Origin of the sequence: Pseudomonas sp. HLS-6 (genome assembly GCF_002753995.1) — a bacterium.
In the GTDB taxonomy this organism is placed as follows: Bacteria; Pseudomonadota; Gammaproteobacteria; order Pseudomonadales; family Pseudomonadaceae; genus Aquipseudomonas; species Aquipseudomonas defluvii.
In genome coordinates this window covers 1,847,128-1,865,407 of sequence record NZ_CP024478.1, presented here as the reverse complement: position 1 = coordinate 1,865,407, position 18,280 = coordinate 1,847,128, and the positions used below count along the sequence as shown (strand labels likewise).

The following is an 18,280-nucleotide window of genomic DNA, read 5'->3' as shown; positions in this document are numbered from 1 at the left end:
CGGGACTCAATCACGGAAAGGTCAGCGGTAGGTAACGCTGAACAGCGCCTGCAGGAGCCGGCCTTGCCGGGGCCTGCAAGCACATCCTGTTCAGCTTCACCCTTCTCAGCGTTGCTCGATTGGCACGAACTTACGCTGTTCAACGCCGGTGTACTCGGCGCTTGGACGAATGATGCGGTTGTTGCCGCGCTGCTCGAAGACGTGAGCAGCCCAGCCGGTCAGGCGCGAACACACGAAGATCGGCGTGAACAGCTTGGTCGGAATACCCATGAAGTGGTAAGCCGAGGCATGGTAGAAGTCGGCGTTCGGGAACAGGCGCTTCTGCTCCCACATGGTCTTGTCGATGGCTTCGGATACCGGGTACAGCACGGTATCGCCCATTTCATCGGCCAACTGCTTTGCCCAACCCTTGATCACTTCGTTACGCGGATCGGACTCTTTGTAGATCGCATGACCGAAGCCCATGATCTTGTCTTTGCGCTCCAGCATGGCCAAGGTGCCGCTGATGGCGTCCTCAGGCGTAGAGAAGCGCTCGATCATTTCCATGGCTGCTTCGTTGGCACCGCCATGCAGCGGGCCACGCAGCGAACCAATGGCTGCAGTGATGCAGGAATACAGGTCCGAAAGCGTCGAGGCACAGACACGGGCGGTGAACGTCGAGGCGTTGAACTCGTGCTCTGCATAAAGAATCAGCGAAACGTTCATCACCTTGACGTGCAGGTCGCTCGGCTTCTTGTCATGCAGCAGGTGCAGGAAGTGACCACCCAGAGTCTCTTCGTCACTGACGCAATTGATGCGTACGCCGTCGTGAGTGAAGCGGTACCAGTAGCACATGATGGCCGGGAACACCGCCAGCAGGCGATCGGTCTTTTCACGTTGCTGCTCGAACGTCAGCTCAGGCTCCAGGGTGCCCAGTACCGAGCAGCCGGTACGCATGACATCCATAGGGTGGGCGGCGGCAGGAATGCGCTCCAGCACTTCCTTCAACGCCTGCGGCAGGTCACGCAGGGTCTTAAGCTTGCTCTGATAGGCAGCCAGTTGCGCCTTGGTCGGCAGCTCTCCGTAGAGCAGCAGGTAGGCAACTTCTTCGAACAAAGCGTGCTCGGCAAGCTCGCGCACATCATAGCCGCGGTAGGTCAGGCCGGCACCGGCCTGGCCTACGGTAGACAGTGCGGTTTGCCCGGCAACTTGACCGCGCAGGCCGGCACCGCTGAGTACTTTTGCTTCGGCCATTGCTTTTCTCCAATCTTGAATTTGTTATGGGAAACGTAAGCTGATTACAGGTTCAAGCCTTCATTCAGCTCTTTTTCTGAGCGAACAGGGCATCGAGCTTCTGCTCGAACACGTGGTAATCAATGGCGTCGTACAGCTCCATGCGGGTTTGCATGGTGTCGACAACATTCTTCTGGGTGCCGTCGCGACGCAGTGCGTTGTAGACGTTTTCAGCGGCCTTGTTCATGGCACGGAACGCCGACAGCGGGTACAGCGCCAGCGAAACATCGGCAGAGGCCAACTCTTCGGTGGTGTACAGCGGGGTCGCGCCGAACTCGGTGATGTTGGCCAGAATCGGCGCTTTCACCCGGGCAGCGAAGGTACGGTACATCTCAAGCTCAGTGATCGCCTCTGGGAAGATCATGTCAGCACCCGCTTCGATGCAGGCCGCTGCGCGGTCCAGGGCAGACTCCAGGCCTTCTACGGCCAGCGCGTCGGTACGCGCCATGATCACGAAGCTGTCATCGGTACGTGCGTCAACAGCGGCCTTGATGCGGTCAACCATCTCCTGCTGAGAGACGATCTCCTTGTTAGGGCGGTGACCACAGCGCTTGGCACCCACCTGATCCTCGATGTGAATCGCGGCCGCGCCGAACTTGATCATCGACTTGACGGTACGCGCCACGTTGAACGCCGAAGAGCCAAAACCGGTGTCGACATCCACCAACAGCGGCAGGTCGCACACATCGGTAATACGGCGTACGTCGGTCAGCACGTCGTCCAGGCCGGTAATACCCAGGTCAGGCAGGCCGAGGGAGCCGGCCGCAACACCGCCACCGGACAGGTAGATCGCCTTGAAACCGGCACGCTTGGCCAAGAGAGCATGGTTGGCGTTGATCGCCCCTACCACTTGCAGAGGATGCTCGGTAGCGACCGCGTCGCGAAAGCGCTGGCCGGGACTGCTTTTCTGACTCATGACTCACCTCGTGGGCTGTTGGCGTCCAGGTAATGACGCTCGATATTGCGTTTGGAGGCGCCGATATGGCGGCGCATCAGGAGCTCGGCCAGTTCACCGTCACGGTCGGCGATGGCATCGAGAATACGGTGGTGCTCGGCGAACGCCTGGCGTGGCCGATTGGGCGTTGCAGAGAACTGAATGCGGTACATGCGCACCAGCTGATACAGCTCGCCACAGAGCATCTGCACCAGGGTGCGGTTGCCACTGCCCTGGATGATTCGGTAATGGAAGTCGAAATCGCCTTCTTGCTGGTAGTAACCCAGCCCGGCCTGGAAGGTAGCGTCGCGCTCGTGGGTATCAAGCACCCGGCGCAGTTCGTCGATATCGGCTACGCTCATTCGCTCGGCAGCCAGGCGACAGGCCATGCCTTCCAGGGATTCGCGAATTTCGTACAGCTCGATCAACTCGGCATGGCTGAGCGAAACCACCCGTGCACCGACATGGGGAACCCGCACCAGCAGGCGCTGGCCCTCCAGGCGGTGAATCGCCTCACGCAATGGCCCACGGCTGATACCGTAGGTGCGCGCCAGCTCAGGCTCGGAAATTTTACTGCCTGGGGCGATCTCGCCCTTGACGATGGCCGCCTGAATGCGCCGGAAAACGTTTTCGGAAAGGGTTTCCGAGTCATCCTGCGTAACGCCGGGTGCTTGGCTTGCGTCCAGCATATTGTCGACACCTTCAAAATCAATAGAGCCAAAACTAGCCAAATAACGCTCGCCAGTCAAAGACAAAATAAACATTGTCGACAATCGTCTAATAACGAACATGGAGGTCTTCCATGTTGTCTTATGCCAGCCGCTGGCACATGCACACCAGCGTGATAGAATGCCGCCGCCTCCTTTGGGGCATGGATAGTGTGTCTGTCATCTTTTTATGGCAGATGAACGAGGAAGGTTGCGCAGTACTGCCAGTCGCCTTGACCCGAACATCGCACAGCACCGCGCCAGGATTTATGAGACTCACGCCCCTTCTACTGTTGCTCAGCCTTTCTTTATTGCCGGCGCTGAGCCAAGCCAATGACAAGACGGTCTACGGCCTTAACGAATACGCCCGCCTTGCCGACATCGACCTTGAGGTTGCCGCCAAGCTCGACACCGGCGCCAAGACCGCCTCGCTCAGCGCTCGCGACATCAAGCGCTTCAAGCGCAATGGCGAATCCTGGGTGCGCTTCTACCTGGCCATCGATGCGGCGCATTCGCATCCGATAGAACGTCCACTGGCCCGCGTCAGCAAAATCAAGCGACGGGCCGGCGACTACAACCCGGATGAAGGCAAGGCGTACACCGCCCGCCCCGTCATTGCCCTGAATATCTGCATGGGGAACGCCTTGCGCACCATTGAAGTGAACCTCACTGACCGCAGTGCGTTCCAATACCCGCTGCTGATCGGTTCCGAAGCCCTGAAACACTTCGATGCCCTGGTCGACCCAAGCCTTAAATACGCTGCCGGCAAACCCGCCTGCGCCACCGCCGCTCACACCGCAGAGTAAAACCGATGCGCTCTCTTACCCTCCACCTCAAAGTCCTGATCACCGTTCTGGTGTTGCTGGGCGTATTGGTCACGGCCTACCAGATCTTCTTCCTCGGCATTCCGGTCACCGAAGACGAGACGGACGACCTGTGGAACATCGACGCCAAGGTCGAGTTCGTCGCCAGCGCCAAAGACCCGGTCAAGGTCCAGATGTTCGTGCCACCGCTGAGCAGTGACTACGTCAGCCTCAACGAGAGCTTCATTTCCAACAACTACGGCGTCAGCGTCAACCGCGTCGATGGCAACCGCAAGGTGACCTGGTCGGCACGCCGCGCCAGCGGCAACCAGACCCTCTACTACCGCCTGGTACTGACAAAGCGCTACAGCGCCGAAAAACCCAAGGCCAAAGGTCCCACCTTCCGTGACAGCCTGCCCGTCGAAGGCCCGGAGAAGATCGCCGCCGAAGCGCTGATGGCTCCTATCCGCCAGCATTCGGCAGACGTCGAGACCTTTGTCAGCGAGACCATCAAGCGCGTCAACAACGTCAACGATGACAACGTCAAGCTGCTGCTGGCCGGCGATACCTCAAGCCTGCACAAGGCCAAGATCATCGACCTGCTGCTGTCGATTGCCCACGTACCGATTGAAAAAGTCCATACCATCCGCCTGCTGGCCGACCAACCACAAACCCCTGAACTGTGGCTGCGCAGCTTCAACGGCACCGACTGGCTGTACTTCAACCCGGACACCGGCGAACAGGGCCTGCCGAGCGACCGCCTGCTGTGGTGGACGGGCGATGACAACCTGATCACCGTCGATGGCGGCAAGAAAGCCAACGTCAGCTTCAGCCTGAACAACAGCGAGATGAACGCCATCCGCCTGGCCAAGCTGACCGACGAGAATACCGACGCCGACTTCCTGGAGTACTCACTGTACGGCCTGCCCCTGCAGACCCAGCAGACGTTCATGATCATGGTCATGATCCCGATTGGCGTACTGGTGATCCTGGTCCTGCGCAACCTGATCGGCCTGCAGACCCTCGGCACCTTTACCCCGGTACTGATCGCCCTGGCCTTCCGCGAAACCCAACTGGGCTTCGGCATCGTCCTGTTTACCATCATTACCGCGCTGGGCCTGTCGCTACGCTCCTACCTTGAGCACCTGAAGCTGCAGATGCTGCCACGCCTGTCGGTGGTGCTGACCTTCGTCGTGGTACTGATTGCCGCCATCAGCCTGTTCAGCCACAAGCTGGGCCTGGAGCGCGGCCTGTCGGTCGCACTGTTCCCGATGGTGATCCTGACCATGACCATCGAACGCCTGTCGATCACCTGGGAGGAGCGCGGCGGTGGCCATGCGATGAAAGTAGCCGTCGGCACCCTGTTCGCAGCCTCGCTAGCGCACCTGCTGATGAGCGTGCCGGAACTGGTGTACTTCGTCTTCACCTTCCCGGCGGTACTGCTGATTCTGGTGGGCTTCATGCTGGCAATGGGCCGTTATCGCGGCTACCGCCTGACGGAGCTGGTCCGTTTCAAAGCCTTTGTGAAGGACGCCTGATGTTCGGTCTCTGGAAAACCTGGAAAGCCCTGGAGGCCCGGGGCATCATGGGTATCAACCGGCGCAATGCGGACTATGTCCTCAAGTACAACAAGCGCCACCTGTACCCGATCGTCGATGACAAGATCATCACCAAGGAGCGTGCGATCAAGGCCGGCATTCATGTGCCGGAAATGTACGGTATCATCTCCACCGAGAAAGAGATCGAAAAGCTCGACGAGATCATCGGCGGGCGCAGTGATTTCGTGATCAAGCCGGCCCAAGGCGCTGGTGGCGACGGCATTCTGGTCATCGCCGACCGTTTCGAGAACCGCTACCGGACCGTCTCGGGCAAGATCATCAGCCACGAGGAAATCGAGCACCAGATCTCCAGCATCCTGACCGGCCTCTACTCCCTGGGCGGGCACCGCGACCGGGCACTGATCGAGTACCGGGTCACCCCCGACCAGATCTTCAAGAGCATCAGCTACGAAGGCGTACCGGACATCCGAATCATCGTGCTGATGGGCTACCCGGTCATGGCCATGCTGCGCTTGCCGACGCGCCAGTCTGGCGGCAAGGCCAACCTGCACCAGGGCGCCATCGGGGTCGGGGTCGACCTCGCCACCGGGCTCACCCTGCGCGGCACCTGGCTGAACAACATCATCAGCAAGCACCCGGACACCACCAACGCGGTAGACGGCGTGCAACTGCCAAACTGGGACGGCTTCATGAAGCTGGCCGCCGGTTGTTATGAGCTGTGCGGCCTGGGTTACATCGGTGTCGACATGGTGCTGGACCAGGACAAGGGCCCGCTGATCCTTGAGCTCAACGCCCGCCCCGGCCTGAACATCCAGATCGCCAACGATTGCGGCCTGACGCAGCGCACCCACGCCATCGAGGCCCACCTGGAAGCCCTGGCGAAGAACGGCGTGAAGGAAACCGTGGAAGAGCGGGTTCGCTTCACCCAGGAGCTGTTTGGCCACGTGCCGAACAACTGATGCAACGCCCTGAGGGGGGTACAAACCTACCCTCAGGGCGACATCGGGTGCCTCAATTGCGCGCACACCTCTAGGAGCGACGCCTGCGGAGGACTACAATCCGTTCCCCGCCCTGACAGCTCTTGATGCGAATGCCCACCTGCACCGTTCATCCCCTGCCCTACCAGGCCGACCCTGCCGACTACTTTGCCCGTGTCCGCCAGGCACCTGGCGCCATCCTGCTCGACAGCGCCCGCCCGAACGCCAGCCGAGGGCGTTATGACCTGCTGAGCGCCTGGCCAGTAGAGCAGTTGTCACCCCACGATGGCGAAACCGGCATTGACTATCTCCAGCGCCTGCGCGACAGCCTGAAGCGCCTCGGTACTGCAGACCTGCCCGATGATCTGCAACTGCCCTTCGCCGGGGGCCTCATAGGCTACCTCAGCTATGACTTCGGGCGACGCCTTGAAACACTGCCAGCGCTGGCAGTGGATGACCTGGACCTGCCGGATGCCGGCCTGGGGCTGTATGCCTGGGCACTGATCAGCGACCATCAGCGCAGCACCACCCAGTTGGTGTTTCACCCAAGCCTGGCACCTGACGAAGCACAGCGCCTGCTGCGCCTGTTCCACGCACCAGCTGTCACCGACGACAAGGCCGATTTCACGCTGAAGGCGCCAATGCGCGGCGATCTTTCCCCCGAGCAGTACCGCCAGGCGTTCGAGCGCGTGCAGCACTACATCCATGCGGGCGACTGCTACCAGATCAACCTCACCCAGCGCTTCCGAGCACCGTGCCAGGGCGATCCCTGGCACGCCTATCGCGCCCTGCGCAGCGCCTGCCCTACGCCGTTCTCCGGGTTCCGGGCACTGGCAGACGGCAGCGCCCTGCTGAGCTTCTCGCCCGAGCGGTTCATCCAGGTACACGCCGGCCAGGTAGAAACACGCCCGATCAAGGGCACCCGACCGCGCAGCCAGGACACTGTCGAAGACGCCGAGAATGCCGCCCAATTGCTGGCCAGCAGCAAAGACCGTGCAGAAAACCTGATGATCGTCGACCTGCTGCGCAACGACCTGGGCCGCAGCTGTGAAATCGGTACGGTTAAAGTCCCGGAACTGTTCAGCCTGGAAAGCTATCCCAACGTCCACCACATGGTCAGCGTCGTCACCGGGCAACTCGCAGCCGACAAGGACGCGCTGGACCTGATCGCCGGCAGCTTCCCCGGCGGCTCGATCACCGGCGCGCCGAAAATCCGCGCCATGCAGATCATCGACGAACTGGAACCCAGCCGACGAGCACTGTACTGCGGCTCATTGATTTACATCGACGTGCGCGGCGAAATGGACAGTTCCATTGCGATCCGCAGCCTGCTGATCAAGGACGGCCAGGCCTGCTGCTGGGGCGGCGGCGCAGTGGTCGCCGATTCGGATTGGCAAGCCGAGTACCAAGAGTCGATCACCAAGGTAAAGGTACTGCTCGATACCTTGGGGCAACTCTGAAGCACATCTGCCTTCTTCTGACGACAGCCCGGCCAGTCATTCAATGCAAACCGTCTAGCCAGACATTTTTTGTTAAGATCAGCCTAAACGAGCGCAAAGCGCCATTCACAGACCGGAAGCCGCCTGATGAGCCAACCCTTCGACGTCGCCGCCCTGGCCGCGACCTACGCCAGCAAGTCACCGCAAGACATCCTCAAACTTGCCTTCGAGCACTTCGGTGACGACCTGTGGATCTCCTTCAGCGGCGCCGAAGACGTGGTGCTGGTGGACATGGCCTGGAAACTGAACAAGCAGGTCAAGGTATTCAGCCTCGACACCGGTCGCCTGCACCCGGAAACCTACCGTTTCATTGATCAGGTCCGCGAGCACTACTCGCTGCCGATCGAAATCCTCTCTCCCGACCACAGCAAGCTCGAGCCCTTCGTCAAGGAAAAGGGCCTGTTCAGCTTCTACAAAGACGGTCACGGCGAATGCTGCGGTATCCGCAAGATCGAACCACTGCGCCGCAAACTGGCCACGGTAAGCGCCTGGGCCACCGGCCAGCGTCGCGATCAAAGCCCGGGCACCCGCAGCCAGGTAGCCGCGCTGGAAATCGACGGTGCCTTCTCCACAGCAGAGCACACGCTGTACAAGTTCAACCCACTGGCACAGATGACCAGCGAAGAAGTCTGGGGCTATATCCGCATGCTGGAGCTGCCCTACAACAGCCTGCATGAACGCGGCTTTATCAGCATCGGCTGCGAGCCCTGCACCCGCCCGGTGCTGCCGAACCAGCATGAGCGCGAAGGCCGCTGGTGGTGGGAAGAGTCAACCCAGAAAGAATGCGGCCTGCATGCAGGCAACCTGATCAGCAAGGGCTGATCTGAAGGGTACCCCTTGTGGACTTGCCCGCGATGCCGACACCATCGCAGGCAAGCCAGCTCCAACAGAGCCTGCGCCAGCCTGTAGGAGCCGGGCTTGCCCGCGATGCAGACGCCGCGAACTCACGGACACCCCGCCGACGCCATCGCAGGCAAGCCAGCTCCAACAGAGCCCCGCGCCAGCTGTAGGAGCCGGGCTTGCCCGCGATGCAGACGCCGCGAACTCGCGGATACCCCACCGACGCCATCGCAGGCAAGCCAGCTCCAACAGAGCCCCGCGCCAGCTGTAGGAGCCGGGCTTGCCCGCGATGCAGACGCCGTGAACTCACGGGCACCGCACCGAGGCCATCGCAGGCAAGCCAGCTCCAACAAAGACCGCGCCAGCTGTAGGAGCCGGGCTTGCCCGCGATGCAGACGTCGCGCGCTTACGGACACCGCACCGAGGCCATCGCAGGCAAGCCAGTTCCAACAGAGCCCGCGCCCGCTGTAGGAGCCGGGCTTGCCCGCGATGCAGGCGCCGCGCGCTTACTGACACCCCGCCGATACCACCGCAGGCGAGCCTGACACAAAAATCACATGCTCTGCGCGGCTGGCTTTCTCAGCACTGAAACCGGCACCCATGGCCGGTTTTTTTGTGGCACCACGTTGTGGTCAGTGGACCGGCAGCTCAACACCTTCAAAGAGCTCTTCCAGTTCCTGCTTGTTGTGGCACTGAATGGCCTTGGCCATTACTTCACGCGTCAGGTGCGGGGCGAACTTCTCGATGAAGTCGCACATGAACCCACGCAGGAACGTGCCGCGGCGGAAACCGATCTTGGTCACACTGGACTCGAACAACTCGCTGGCATCGAGCACCACCAGATCGCTGTCGAGCTTGGGATCAACAGCCATCTTGGCGACAATACCAACACCCAGGCCAAGGCGAACATAGGTCTTGATCACGTCAGCATCGGCAGCGGTAAAGACCACTTTCGGGGTCAGGCCACGGTGACTGAACGCTTCGTCGAGCTTTGAGCGGCCGGTAAAGCCAAAGACGTAGGTCACGATCGGATATTCCGCCAGCACTTCCAGCGTCAGCTTGGGCAGCTTGGTCAACGGATGCCCCTGCGGCACGACCACACAACGGTTCCAGCGATAGCACGGCATCATCACCAGGTCGCCGAACAGCTCCAGGGCCTCGGTGGCAATGGCGAAATCGACGGTACCATCAGCCGCCATCTCGGCAATCTGCATCGGCGAACCCTGGTGCATGTGCAGCGCTACTTCCGGGTATTGCTTGATGAAGTTACTGATCACCGGCGGCAACGCGTAACGCGCCTGGGTGTGCGTCGTTGCGATCGAAAGGGTGCCCTTTTTCTCATTGGAGAATTCCTGGGCGATTTGCTTGATGCTCTCGACCTTGCGCAGAATTTCCCCAGCCGTGGTAATAATCCGCTCACCCGCCGGCGTGACGCGCGTCAAGTGCTTGCCGCTACGAGCGAAAACCTCAACACCCAGCTCATCTTCCAACAGACGGATCTGCTTGCTGATACCAGGTTGGGAGGTATACAGGCTCTGTGCTGTCGCGGAGACGTTGAGGTCGTGGTGCGCCACTTCCCAGATGTAGCGCAATTGTTGAAGCTTCATAGGTATCCCTCAAATCAGCTGGGCGTCACCGGCAGCAGCGACGGGTTATAACTATATTAGTGGTTTGAAGAATAAATCTAGAACTATTTCACCGGTTTTCCTACAGCCTCGCTCACTTACCGCTCACCCCTTGCGCCGGCCCAGATGCTGGGCCAATGGGACCATGTACACCGGCACTGGCGAAAGCTGCAACACACGCGCCGCGGTCCGACCCAGCGGAATCGACACCCCTGCGCCACGGGAATGGCTGCCAACAATCAGCAAATCGACACTCAGCCGCTGAGCCTGCTCCAGAATGACCTGAGCAGGATCCCCCTGACGCACCCGCACGGCACGGATCAGGGCCAGGTCCTCATGCCCACCCAATTCATCACGAAACGTATCCAGCACCCGCTGTTCGATATTGGCCATCACCGTGTTCACACCCTGGCTATGCAGTTCATCCAGGGTCTGTTCGTCCAGGTAGCTCTGCAGCAGTGATTCAGCGAACTGCCCCATCGGCTCAACCGCATGAATCACATACAATTCCGCGTTGAAGGTTCGCGCCAACGCCAGCGCATGCTGCAAGACATAAGGCGCGTACACACCGAGGTCTGTGGCATACAGCATCGAATGGATCATTTGCCCTCCTCGACTGCCGAATCGGCAGCGCACGCTTCAGCTTAGCAGCGTCAAGGTGATGCGCAGCCCCCGTCCGGCGAGCGCCGCCGGGCTCAACCGGGCGCGTGCTCGTTGCTGACACCATGAGGCACATGCCCCGTCGCGACCACACCTCGGGCGCGCTCGCAATGCCCAGCCTGATCATCGAAGAACACGTCGGCGGCGAACGCTTCAAGAAAAGCCGACTTGTCCAGGCCGCCGAGAAACAGCGACTCGTCCAGACGGATGTCCCAATCGCGCAAGGTACGGATCACCCGCTCATGGGCGGGTGCAGAACGCGCGGTAACCAGTGCCGTACGAATCGGGCAGGCGCCTTGCGGAAACTCTTTCTGCAGCACATGCAACGCGGCCAGGAACGGCTTGAACGGGCCGCCACCCAACGGCTGGCGAGCCGCCTGGCGTTCGTTGGCCTGGAAGGCTTCTAGCCCTCCTTGCTGGTAGACGCGCTCCGACTCATCGGAAAACAACACCGCGTCGCCATCAAACGCGATACGCAGTTCATCGCTGGCCGCTCGCCGGGCACCGCCAGACAGAATGGTCGCGGCGGCAAAACCGGCCTCCAGCGCACGGCGCACGTCCTCGGCATCAGTCGACAGGAACAGGTGGCAACCAAATGCCGCCAGATACGGATAAGGGCTGCGGCCGCCGACAAAGGCGGCGCGTGAAATGCCCAGGCCGTGATGTTCGATGGCACTGAACACACGCAAGCCGGTGTCGGCACTGTTACGCGACACCAGCACCACCTCCACCCGCTGCTGACCGAGACTGTCATTCAAACCCAGCAGTTTCTGCACCAGCGGGAGCGCATCGCCCGGCTCCAGCAGCTCATCCTCATGGTCGATCTGGTACTGCCGGTAGGCTTCCACACCCTGCGCCAGAAACACCTGATGGCTTTCACTCAGGTCGAACAACGCCCGCGAGGAAATGGCCACCACCAGCTTGTCGACCAGACCTTTACTCATGCTGCACTCCTGGGGGGTATCAATGGTTATGCCGATCAATAAATGCCAGCGCCTGATGCAGCGCTTCGATTCGCGGCAGCTGGCAACCGGCCTGACGCGCCTGCGCCAGTGGTTCAGCATAGATGGCAGCCAACTCCAGCGGCCGCCCCTGAGCGTAGTCGTGGTACATGCTCGGCCAGTAATCCGGCATGTTCTCAGTGATGGCAAACAGATCCTCAGCGTACCCCTCTGGCAGGACATGGCCACAGGCACGCGCCCCGTCCACCACCTCGCACATCAACGCCTGAATCAGTGCTCGGCTGGACGCATCCGCCATCAGCGCGCTGGTGCTGGCCTTGAGCAACACCGAAAGGCCGTTGTACGGCACGTTCCACACCAACTTCTGCCAACGCGCCTGAGCCAGGTTGAGCATGCCACGGGACTCGATACCCGCCGCATGAAACAGCGCCACAGCTGACTCCACTCGCGCCTGACGTGCCAATACATCCTGCGCCGGGCCACTGTGATAGCCAAGGTTCACCGCACCCAACGCCTGATGCCGAACCACCCCCGGCGCCGTGCGATTGAGGCAGACAAAACACAAGCCTCCGAGCAGGTGCAGGTTAGCGGGCAACAGAGGCCGCAACGCCTCTTCGACACCCAACCCGTTCTGCAGCAGCACGACGCTGCCACCCGCTTTGCACGCCCGAGCGATCAAGGGTGCCAGGGCCGGGTTGCTGGTGGTCTTGGCACCGACCAGCAGCCAGTCGCAGGGTGGCATTTCAGCAGCATCGCTATAGGCCTGCACCGACGGCAGGCGTAACACCCCGTGAACATCACTGTCGATTTGCAGCCCCTGTTCACTGACCGCCGCAAACTCACTGCGCAACAGAAAATGCACGTCGAACCCGGCACGAGCCAGCATCACACCATAAAAACCACCGATGGCGCCGGTACCAATAATACCGATGCGTTGTTGCGCCCTTTCCATCACCACCCCTGGACTGATTGTTTTTTGATCAGCTTTCATACGTAAATCAACCGCTTCACTTTCCTTCACTATACTCAGCCAAACAAGGTCAAATAATCGACACGGAGTCGATATGCGTGGATTCCTGCCTCACCCCGATGACGTTCCGGTCGAATTGACCTTGCGCTCGTCACCCAGCCTGTTCCGCCAGCGACTCCACACTATCAGCCTGGGCGGCGTAGCCTGCAACCATCCACGGGCCTACCGCCGCGGCATGGCGGTTGAAATGATCATCCCTTCCCTCGGCGAAGATGCCCGCTACCCGGGTTACGTCGCCTGGTGCCAGAAGCAGGCACAAGGCTACCGGGTCGGCATTGCCTTTGTTGATGAGCAAGCGCTGTTCGGTGCACGAATGAGCGAACAGGTCTGCCAGATCCAGCACTATTGCCAACAACACGCCGGCGATGAAGCTCAAGACATCGACCTGCAAGTCCTGGCTCAGGAGTGGATAGCCCGGCACGCCACCGAGTTCTCGGAAGCCAGCCTGGAGGCGAACCGGGTGCTGCAACCACGCCCGCTGCCACTTTAGTCGCACTCGACCGGTCTTTATGCGCGTTCCCACACAGGAAAGCGGGCCTTGCCCATTGTCGAGCCACGGTGTAACGCGCTAAGGTTCGGCTCCCCCGCTGCGTTAAATCATGCTGCTCCGCCGCACGGGGATCGCTGGCGGCCGGCATCCGTGACCTGACGAGTAACACGATGGCTGATTTACCGATCGATGACCTTAACGTTGCCTCCAACGAGACCTTGATCACCCCCGATCAGCTCAAGAAGGAAATACCTCTCAGTGCCACCGCGCTGAAAACCGTGACTGCGGGCCGCGAAGTGGTGCGCAATATCCTCGACGGCAAGGACCACCGCCTGTTCGTGGTCGTCGGCCCTTGCTCGATTCACGACATCAAGGCCGCCCACGAGTACGCCGAACGCTTGAAAGTACTGGCCGCAGAGGTGTCCGACACCCTGTACCTGGTCATGCGCGTGTATTTTGAAAAGCCGCGTACCACCGTGGGCTGGAAAGGTCTGATCAACGACCCGTACCTGGATGACTCGTTCAAAATCCAGGACGGCCTGCACATCGGCCGCCAACTGCTGCTGGACCTGGCGGAAATGGGCCTGCCAACCGCAACTGAAGCACTCGACCCGATTTCGCCACAATACCTGCAGGACCTGATCAGCTGGTCGGCCATTGGTGCGCGCACCACTGAATCGCAAACCCACCGTGAAATGGCTTCGGGCCTGTCCTCGGCCGTCGGCTTCAAGAACGGTACCGACGGTGGCCTGACCGTAGCGATCAACGCCCTGCAATCGGTCTCCAGCCCTCACCGCTTCCTGGGTATCAACCAGGAAGGTGGCGTCTCCATCGTCACCACCAAAGGCAACGCCTACGGCCACGTGGTACTGCGCGGCGGTAACGGCAAGCCAAACTACGATTCGGTCAGCGTGGCACTCTGCGAACAGGCACTGACCAAGGCCAAGATCAAGCCGAACATCATGGTCGACTGCAGCCATGCCAACTCCAACAAGGACCCGGCACTGCAGCCACTGGTCATGGAGAACGTGGCCAACCAGATCCTCGAAGGCAATCAGTCGATCATTGGCTTGATGGTCGAGAGCCACCTGAACTGGGGTTGCCAGGCGATTCCGAAAAACCTTTCCGAACTGCAGTACGGCGTCTCGATCACCGATGCCTGCATCGACTGGGACACCACGGCGAACACGCTGCGCAGCATGCACGCCAAGCTCAAGGATGTATTGCCAAAGCGTCAACGGGGCTAGTAGCACGCACACAAAAACGCCGGGCAAATGCCCGGCGTTTTTGTGTTTGCCGCGGTTGCTGGCAGGTATTCAGGCTTTCGACGACTGCCGTTGATGCCGTTCCATATAGCGTTCGACATAGGAACAGGATGGAATGACCGTGTAGCCCATGGTATCGGCGTACTCAAGCGCCTTCTCGGTAAGTGCAGCCGCAATGCCGCGACCGCGCAACGCATTGGGCACGAATGTACGGTAGATATCCAGGGTCTGCTTCCCCAGATCCATGTAGGTCAGGTACGCACGATGACCGTCCACATTGGTCTCGAACTGATGACCAGCCTGGTCATGGTGGATGGACAACGCCTCGCTCATCACTACTCCTCGCGGGTCTTGTATTTGACCCCTACCTTACCGATGTTTGTCCGGCGAAGGAACCTCTACGCCACCCCGTGCCCCAGTTGGACAAGGAGAAGAGCCTGGTCGTTCTCTGGCAGCTGAGCACGTCACAAATAGTAGGCGCCCTGGGTACAGATGCTCAAGGCGCTTGATCGTAAAAATCGCGCACTAGCAGCACGCCAACGTCGCACCCTTCAATGGCACTGACAGTTACCGGATGTTCTAGTCCTGTGACGAAGGATGACCGTTAAAGTCACCTTTAGTTCAACAAAAAACAACGCCTTACACTAGATACTGCAACCTGGACCGTCTAAAGCTGAATGCTTTTCATACAGCGACTGTGTCGGTTTCGACAGAAGCGTAATTTTTTTCCAGTTCTTGCGCTGTGTCAGTTTACTTACTACAAGTAATGGGTAGTATGTACGCCGGCCAGTTTCTCTTTGTTGAGAGATGGCTCTTTAATAGAAAGTCCTTGAAGGGGAACACGATGAACAACGTTCTGAAATTCTCTGCTCTGGCTCTGGCCGCAGTTCTGGCTACCGGTTGCAGCAGCGTATCCAAAGAAACCGAAGCTCGTCTGACTGCTACCGAAGACGCAGCAGCTCGTGCACAAGCTCGTGCTGATGAAGCCTATCGTAAAGCTGACGACGCTCTGGCTGCAGCTCAAAAAGCTCAACAGACTGCTGATGAAGCTAACGAGCGCGCTCTGCGCATGCTGGAAAAAGCCAGCCGCAAATAATAATCTTTCGGGATTGTTATGAAGCCGGCCCACTTGTGGGCCGGCTTTTTTTTGGTTCATCACGGACTACCGGAAAAGGCGCTCGCAAGCTTGAATGACCGCTTCTGCCAGATGCCGCGTCATACGAACGACGTTGACAGCTCTCAATCCCGGTTTCTCGCATCAGACTTCGAGTCATCTTTCAGGGCTTGGGCGGCAACATGTGATTGAGCTTTACCCACTGCTCGGGTGGCGGCCTCCATCAGCTGCTTTTCTATTTCGCTGGCTCTGCGTCGTGCGAACATCTCCAGGCCGAAGTCGTTGGGGATAAATCGGCCTGATTGGTCGTAGGCGCCCAAAATCATGTCACCGGCAATGTTGTCTCCGAAGTTGATTTCCGTTGGGCTCAAGTTGATCTGCCGTGAGTTAGGGTATTTGGCCATGTGGTGATTGGCGTAGAGGTGGTAGCCATCCATGTCGATGGTGTCGACGACGTACGTATAGCCCCCGCGTTTCCCGCCGTAGACAAAAGCCCCCGTGTGTTCCTTGTAATAGAACACCGAAGTAGAGATGCCTTTCCCGTCAGGATCCAGTGCATTGCGGCCTCCGCCGAAGCCTCCCCGAACGCCCGTGATTTGATGAATGTCTTTCTTGATCTCCGAGACTGGCGTGCGAAGCTGGAAGCCGTCTCTGAAAATGACCTCGGGGGTGCGCATATCGCCACGAAATACCTGGCCCCGGTAAATGATGAGTTTGTGATTCTCCACTGTCTTTTTCATGCACCGTGCGTATTCATAAATCATGTCCTGGGCCGCAGTTGGGCCTTGGCTCAGACGTTCGAGCAGGCGCCGCTTCAGGTGCATGGCGCCTAACTCCGAGGGAATTACGTTCCGGTTGATGAGCCGGATGTCGTGATAAAGAGGTGGCGTCACGCCTTCGAACCTCATGCGTTTGAGGACGTTCCCGGATATCGCATTCTTGCTGGTGTTGGTAAGCCCTATCGAGGCTGTCTTGGGGATCATGACGGTCACGATTTCCAAGATCGCCGCGATCATCGCCGCTTTGTAGTGCTTGTCAGCGTCCTCCGGACGATCTGCCAACATACCTCTGGTCGCCTCGATACCCGCTGAACACAATCCTAGCAAGGAAGCCAACAGCATTCGGCCAGCCAGCCCTGCGCCAATTGTCGGCGCGGCCGCGCCCCCGGATACGATGTTCAATACTGCGCCGAAGAGCTCAAGCCCTTGATCGACCAGACGCTCGGTGTATGTGAAGACCAGCGTATCGATATCAGAGACCAGTCTCTCCAGATTGGTGAAGGACAGATGCGAAATAATGTCGTCGCTGTCATGAAACGTCAGGGATGCGTCCCGCAGGTAATCATTGCTGCGCTTCTCGATGCCCTGATACTTCAAGTCAAACTTCTTGAACCTGAGACCGTCGTAGATCGAAAGGCGTTTGAGCACGTATTTTTCCATTAGCTCTGATGCTTCAATGACTTCCCTTCTCTTCAGCCCATCGCCGGGAAGCTCGAAGACCGCCTGATCGTCCGGCTCGCCGCAAAAAACCAGAAGGGCCGCATGAGGCTCAACGCCGGCCATGGATCCGCGAGCTTCTAGGCAGACGGCTTGAGTGACGACGTACTTGTCCCGAAAGTAAACACGTTTTGGCTGGATCTGACTGTTTTGATACGCCTTGATCAGGTTTTGGCTGCTGACTGACGTCGTGGGGAGGCCCGCATGATGCTGAAGGTGACGTTTCAGCACCTGCTCGCTGAGCATCTTGTACATGTACTCCATGTCCGGGTGAGTGTAATGCTCGATCACCCGGTTCTTGTAATCGGACTGCAGGTCTACAGACTCCAGAGCGGAGATCAGATCCGATGGAAAGTCTTTCGGCCAGATGACTTTGATCATCACCTTGTCTTTAAGCGTGACGTAATGCTGGCCCGTGACGATCTGTTTCAACTCGAAGGCCTGGGTGTGTAAGGGAGAGGGGGCGATGGTGCCGACCAACCCGCCTCCTGAAGGCGCTCGCTCACGGAAAGTCACCTTGATGGGGCTGAGAATGTTCAGCCTTTCTTTGGTCGCCTGCGATGCGCTCGAGGCCTCGATCATTCGTTCTATTTCAGTATTGATGTACCTGGCAGGATCCAGCAGTTCCGGCTTCATGCAAAACCCGAGCAACTCAGCCAGTTCGCGGGCCGCCAGATCTTCGCTGCTCACAGAAGGATCAAGCCAACGCGGTATCGGCAGGCCATTTTCCGGGTCGTAGCTGATCAGGTTTTGTTCGTACAGTGGCAAATCATCCATAGGTCATTCCTTGACGGTTAGCAGCACCAGGTGCTGTCGCTTCATCCTTTGAAGCGCAAGGAATGGTGGTGTGGAATGCAGGAGCTGTCTGTAAGAGGTTGGCTGATTACAGGGTTACTTTTCGATCTGGTTTTTGGAGGGTTCAGGCTCGCTGCATCTAAGACGATTCGCAAGAGCAGCGAGCGTCTTTACATGCTGGATGCACGCGCCCACAGAGCCGTTTTACAGCTTTACGCTCAGGCCACACCGCCTGCTCAGGATCTGCTCCAC

General features: G+C 59.3%; 17 protein-coding genes. 8 read left to right on the top strand and 9 right to left on the bottom strand.

From position 1 onward, the window contains the following. Positions 1–105: 105 nt before the first annotated feature. The 3 genes from prpC to CS390_RS08585 all read right to left on the bottom strand — a co-directional run bounded on the left by prpC (position 106) and on the right by CS390_RS08585 (position 2,895). On the bottom strand, positions 106–1,233 hold the full coding sequence (gene prpC / locus CS390_RS08595; RefSeq protein WP_065759488.1) for a 2-methylcitrate synthase: 1,128 nt from the start codon (positions 1,231–1,233) through the stop codon (positions 106–108). Between the two features lie 64 nt (positions 1,234–1,297). After that, complete coding sequence (gene prpB / locus CS390_RS08590) at positions 1,298–2,188, bottom strand: methylisocitrate lyase (protein WP_065759489.1); 891 nt, start codon at positions 2,186–2,188, stop codon at positions 1,298–1,300. Further along, entirely contained in the window at positions 2,185–2,895 is a 711-nt protein-coding gene (locus CS390_RS08585; RefSeq protein WP_065759490.1) for a GntR family transcriptional regulator, read from the bottom strand. The genes prpB and CS390_RS08585 overlap by 4 nt, the downstream gene beginning before the upstream one ends. A gap of 287 nt (positions 2,896–3,182) precedes the next feature. Between CS390_RS08585 and CS390_RS08580 the strand changes: the two genes are divergently transcribed. The 5 genes from CS390_RS08580 (at position 3,183) to CS390_RS08560 (ending at position 8,573) form a co-directional block, all read left to right on the top strand. Continuing rightward, positions 3,183–3,719 carry an ATP-dependent zinc protease gene (locus CS390_RS08580; RefSeq protein WP_099776593.1) on the top strand — a complete coding sequence of 179 codons (537 nt, stop codon included), beginning with the start codon at positions 3,183–3,185 and terminating at the stop codon, positions 3,717–3,719. A 5-nt stretch (positions 3,720–3,724) separates the two neighbouring features. Next, positions 3,725–5,254 carry an inactive transglutaminase family protein gene (locus CS390_RS08575; RefSeq protein ID WP_099774047.1) on the top strand — a complete coding sequence of 510 codons (1,530 nt, stop codon included), beginning with the start codon at positions 3,725–3,727 and terminating at the stop codon, positions 5,252–5,254. Further along, entirely contained in the window at positions 5,254–6,234 is a 981-nt protein-coding gene (locus tag CS390_RS08570; RefSeq protein WP_065759493.1) for an alpha-L-glutamate ligase-like protein, read from the top strand. Before CS390_RS08575 ends, CS390_RS08570 begins: the two co-directional genes overlap by 1 nt. Before the next feature lie 131 nt (positions 6,235–6,365). Continuing rightward, positions 6,366–7,712, top strand: a complete 1,347-nt coding sequence (gene pabB / locus CS390_RS08565; RefSeq protein ID WP_099774046.1) for an aminodeoxychorismate synthase component I — start codon at positions 6,366–6,368, stop codon at positions 7,710–7,712. Between the two features lie 126 nt (positions 7,713–7,838). Continuing rightward, positions 7,839–8,573: a phosphoadenylyl-sulfate reductase gene (locus tag CS390_RS08560; RefSeq protein WP_099774045.1), complete on the top strand. Its 735-nt coding sequence runs from the start codon at positions 7,839–7,841 to the stop codon at positions 8,571–8,573. Between the two features lie 650 nt (positions 8,574–9,223). On the opposite strand, the gene cysB is transcribed toward CS390_RS08560, so the two are convergent. The 4 genes from cysB to CS390_RS08540 form a co-directional block, all read right to left on the bottom strand. Further along, complete coding sequence (gene cysB / locus CS390_RS08555; protein WP_065759496.1) at positions 9,224–10,198, bottom strand: HTH-type transcriptional regulator CysB; 975 nt, start codon at positions 10,196–10,198, stop codon at positions 9,224–9,226. Positions 10,199–10,321: 123 nt separating this feature from the next. Continuing rightward, positions 10,322–10,819, bottom strand: coding sequence for a universal stress protein (locus CS390_RS08550; RefSeq protein WP_065759497.1), 498 nt, complete (start codon positions 10,817–10,819; stop codon positions 10,322–10,324). 92 nt (positions 10,820–10,911) lie between these two features. After that, positions 10,912–11,820 carry a 5'-nucleotidase gene (locus CS390_RS08545; RefSeq protein ID WP_099774044.1) on the bottom strand — a complete coding sequence of 303 codons (909 nt, stop codon included), beginning with the start codon at positions 11,818–11,820 and terminating at the stop codon, positions 10,912–10,914. A gap of 19 nt (positions 11,821–11,839) precedes the next feature. Then, a complete protein-coding gene (locus CS390_RS08540) occupies positions 11,840–12,790 on the bottom strand; it encodes a putative 2-dehydropantoate 2-reductase (protein ID WP_099776591.1) in 951 nt (316 codons plus the stop codon). A gap of 112 nt (positions 12,791–12,902) precedes the next feature. On the opposite strand from CS390_RS08540, the gene CS390_RS08535 reads away from it, so the two are divergent. Both CS390_RS08535 and CS390_RS08530 read left to right on the top strand, forming a co-directional pair. Continuing rightward, complete coding sequence (locus CS390_RS08535) at positions 12,903–13,358, top strand: PilZ domain-containing protein (protein ID WP_099774043.1); 456 nt, start codon at positions 12,903–12,905, stop codon at positions 13,356–13,358. A 170-nt stretch (positions 13,359–13,528) separates the two neighbouring features. Beyond that, positions 13,529–14,605 (top strand): 3-deoxy-7-phosphoheptulonate synthase, encoded by a 1,077-nt coding sequence (locus CS390_RS08530; RefSeq protein ID WP_099774042.1) that lies wholly within the window; start codon positions 13,529–13,531, stop codon positions 14,603–14,605. 69 nt (positions 14,606–14,674) lie between these two features. Here the strand turns inward: CS390_RS08530 and CS390_RS08525 are convergent, their stop codons facing one another. Further along, positions 14,675–14,956: a GNAT family N-acetyltransferase gene (locus CS390_RS08525; protein WP_065762041.1), complete on the bottom strand. Its 282-nt coding sequence runs from the start codon at positions 14,954–14,956 to the stop codon at positions 14,675–14,677. 511 nt (positions 14,957–15,467) lie between these two features. On the opposite strand from CS390_RS08525, the gene oprI reads away from it, so the two are divergent. Next, entirely contained in the window at positions 15,468–15,719 is a 252-nt protein-coding gene (gene oprI, locus CS390_RS08520) for an outer membrane lipoprotei OprI (protein ID WP_037058464.1), read from the top strand. A 143-nt stretch (positions 15,720–15,862) separates the two neighbouring features. On the opposite strand, the gene CS390_RS08515 is transcribed toward oprI, so the two are convergent. Then, complete coding sequence (locus CS390_RS08515) at positions 15,863–18,010, bottom strand: hypothetical protein (RefSeq protein WP_099774041.1); 2,148 nt, start codon at positions 18,008–18,010, stop codon at positions 15,863–15,865. Between the last annotated feature and the right edge of the window lie 270 nt (positions 18,011–18,280).

Bases quoted from the DNA above. Each gene is read 5' to 3' on its own strand.
- oprI (WP_037058464.1), top strand. From the start codon at position 15,468: ATGAACAACGTTCTGAAATTCTCTGCTCTGGCTCTGGCCGCAGTTCTG.
- prpB (WP_065759489.1), bottom strand. From the start codon at position 2,188: ATGAGTCAGAAAAGCAGTCCCGGCCAGCGCTTTCGCGACGCGGTCGCT.
- CS390_RS08575 (WP_099774047.1), top strand. From the start codon at position 3,725: ATGCGCTCTCTTACCCTCCACCTCAAAGTCCTGATCACCGTTCTGGTG.
- CS390_RS08585 (WP_065759490.1), bottom strand. From the start codon at position 2,895: ATGCTGGACGCAAGCCAAGCACCCGGCGTTACGCAGGATGACTCGGAA.
- CS390_RS08570 (WP_065759493.1), top strand. From the start codon at position 5,254: ATGTTCGGTCTCTGGAAAACCTGGAAAGCCCTGGAGGCCCGGGGCATC.
- CS390_RS08525 (WP_065762041.1), bottom strand. From the start codon at position 14,956: ATGAGCGAGGCGTTGTCCATCCACCATGACCAGGCTGGTCATCAGTTC.
- CS390_RS08550 (WP_065759497.1), bottom strand. From the start codon at position 10,819: ATGATCCATTCGATGCTGTATGCCACAGACCTCGGTGTGTACGCGCCT.
- CS390_RS08530 (WP_099774042.1), top strand. From the start codon at position 13,529: ATGGCTGATTTACCGATCGATGACCTTAACGTTGCCTCCAACGAGACC.
- CS390_RS08515 (WP_099774041.1), bottom strand. From the start codon at position 18,010: ATGGATGATTTGCCACTGTACGAACAAAACCTGATCAGCTACGACCCG.
- prpC (WP_065759488.1), bottom strand. From the start codon at position 1,233: ATGGCCGAAGCAAAAGTACTCAGCGGTGCCGGCCTGCGCGGTCAAGTT.
- pabB (WP_099774046.1), top strand. From the start codon at position 6,366: ATGCCCACCTGCACCGTTCATCCCCTGCCCTACCAGGCCGACCCTGCC.
- cysB (WP_065759496.1), bottom strand. From the start codon at position 10,198: ATGAAGCTTCAACAATTGCGCTACATCTGGGAAGTGGCGCACCACGAC.
- CS390_RS08535 (WP_099774043.1), top strand. From the start codon at position 12,903: ATGCGTGGATTCCTGCCTCACCCCGATGACGTTCCGGTCGAATTGACC.
- CS390_RS08560 (WP_099774045.1), top strand. From the start codon at position 7,839: ATGAGCCAACCCTTCGACGTCGCCGCCCTGGCCGCGACCTACGCCAGC.
- CS390_RS08545 (WP_099774044.1), bottom strand. From the start codon at position 11,820: ATGAGTAAAGGTCTGGTCGACAAGCTGGTGGTGGCCATTTCCTCGCGG.
- CS390_RS08580 (WP_099776593.1), top strand. From the start codon at position 3,183: ATGAGACTCACGCCCCTTCTACTGTTGCTCAGCCTTTCTTTATTGCCG.
- CS390_RS08540 (WP_099776591.1), bottom strand. From the start codon at position 12,790: ATGGAAAGGGCGCAACAACGCATCGGTATTATTGGTACCGGCGCCATC.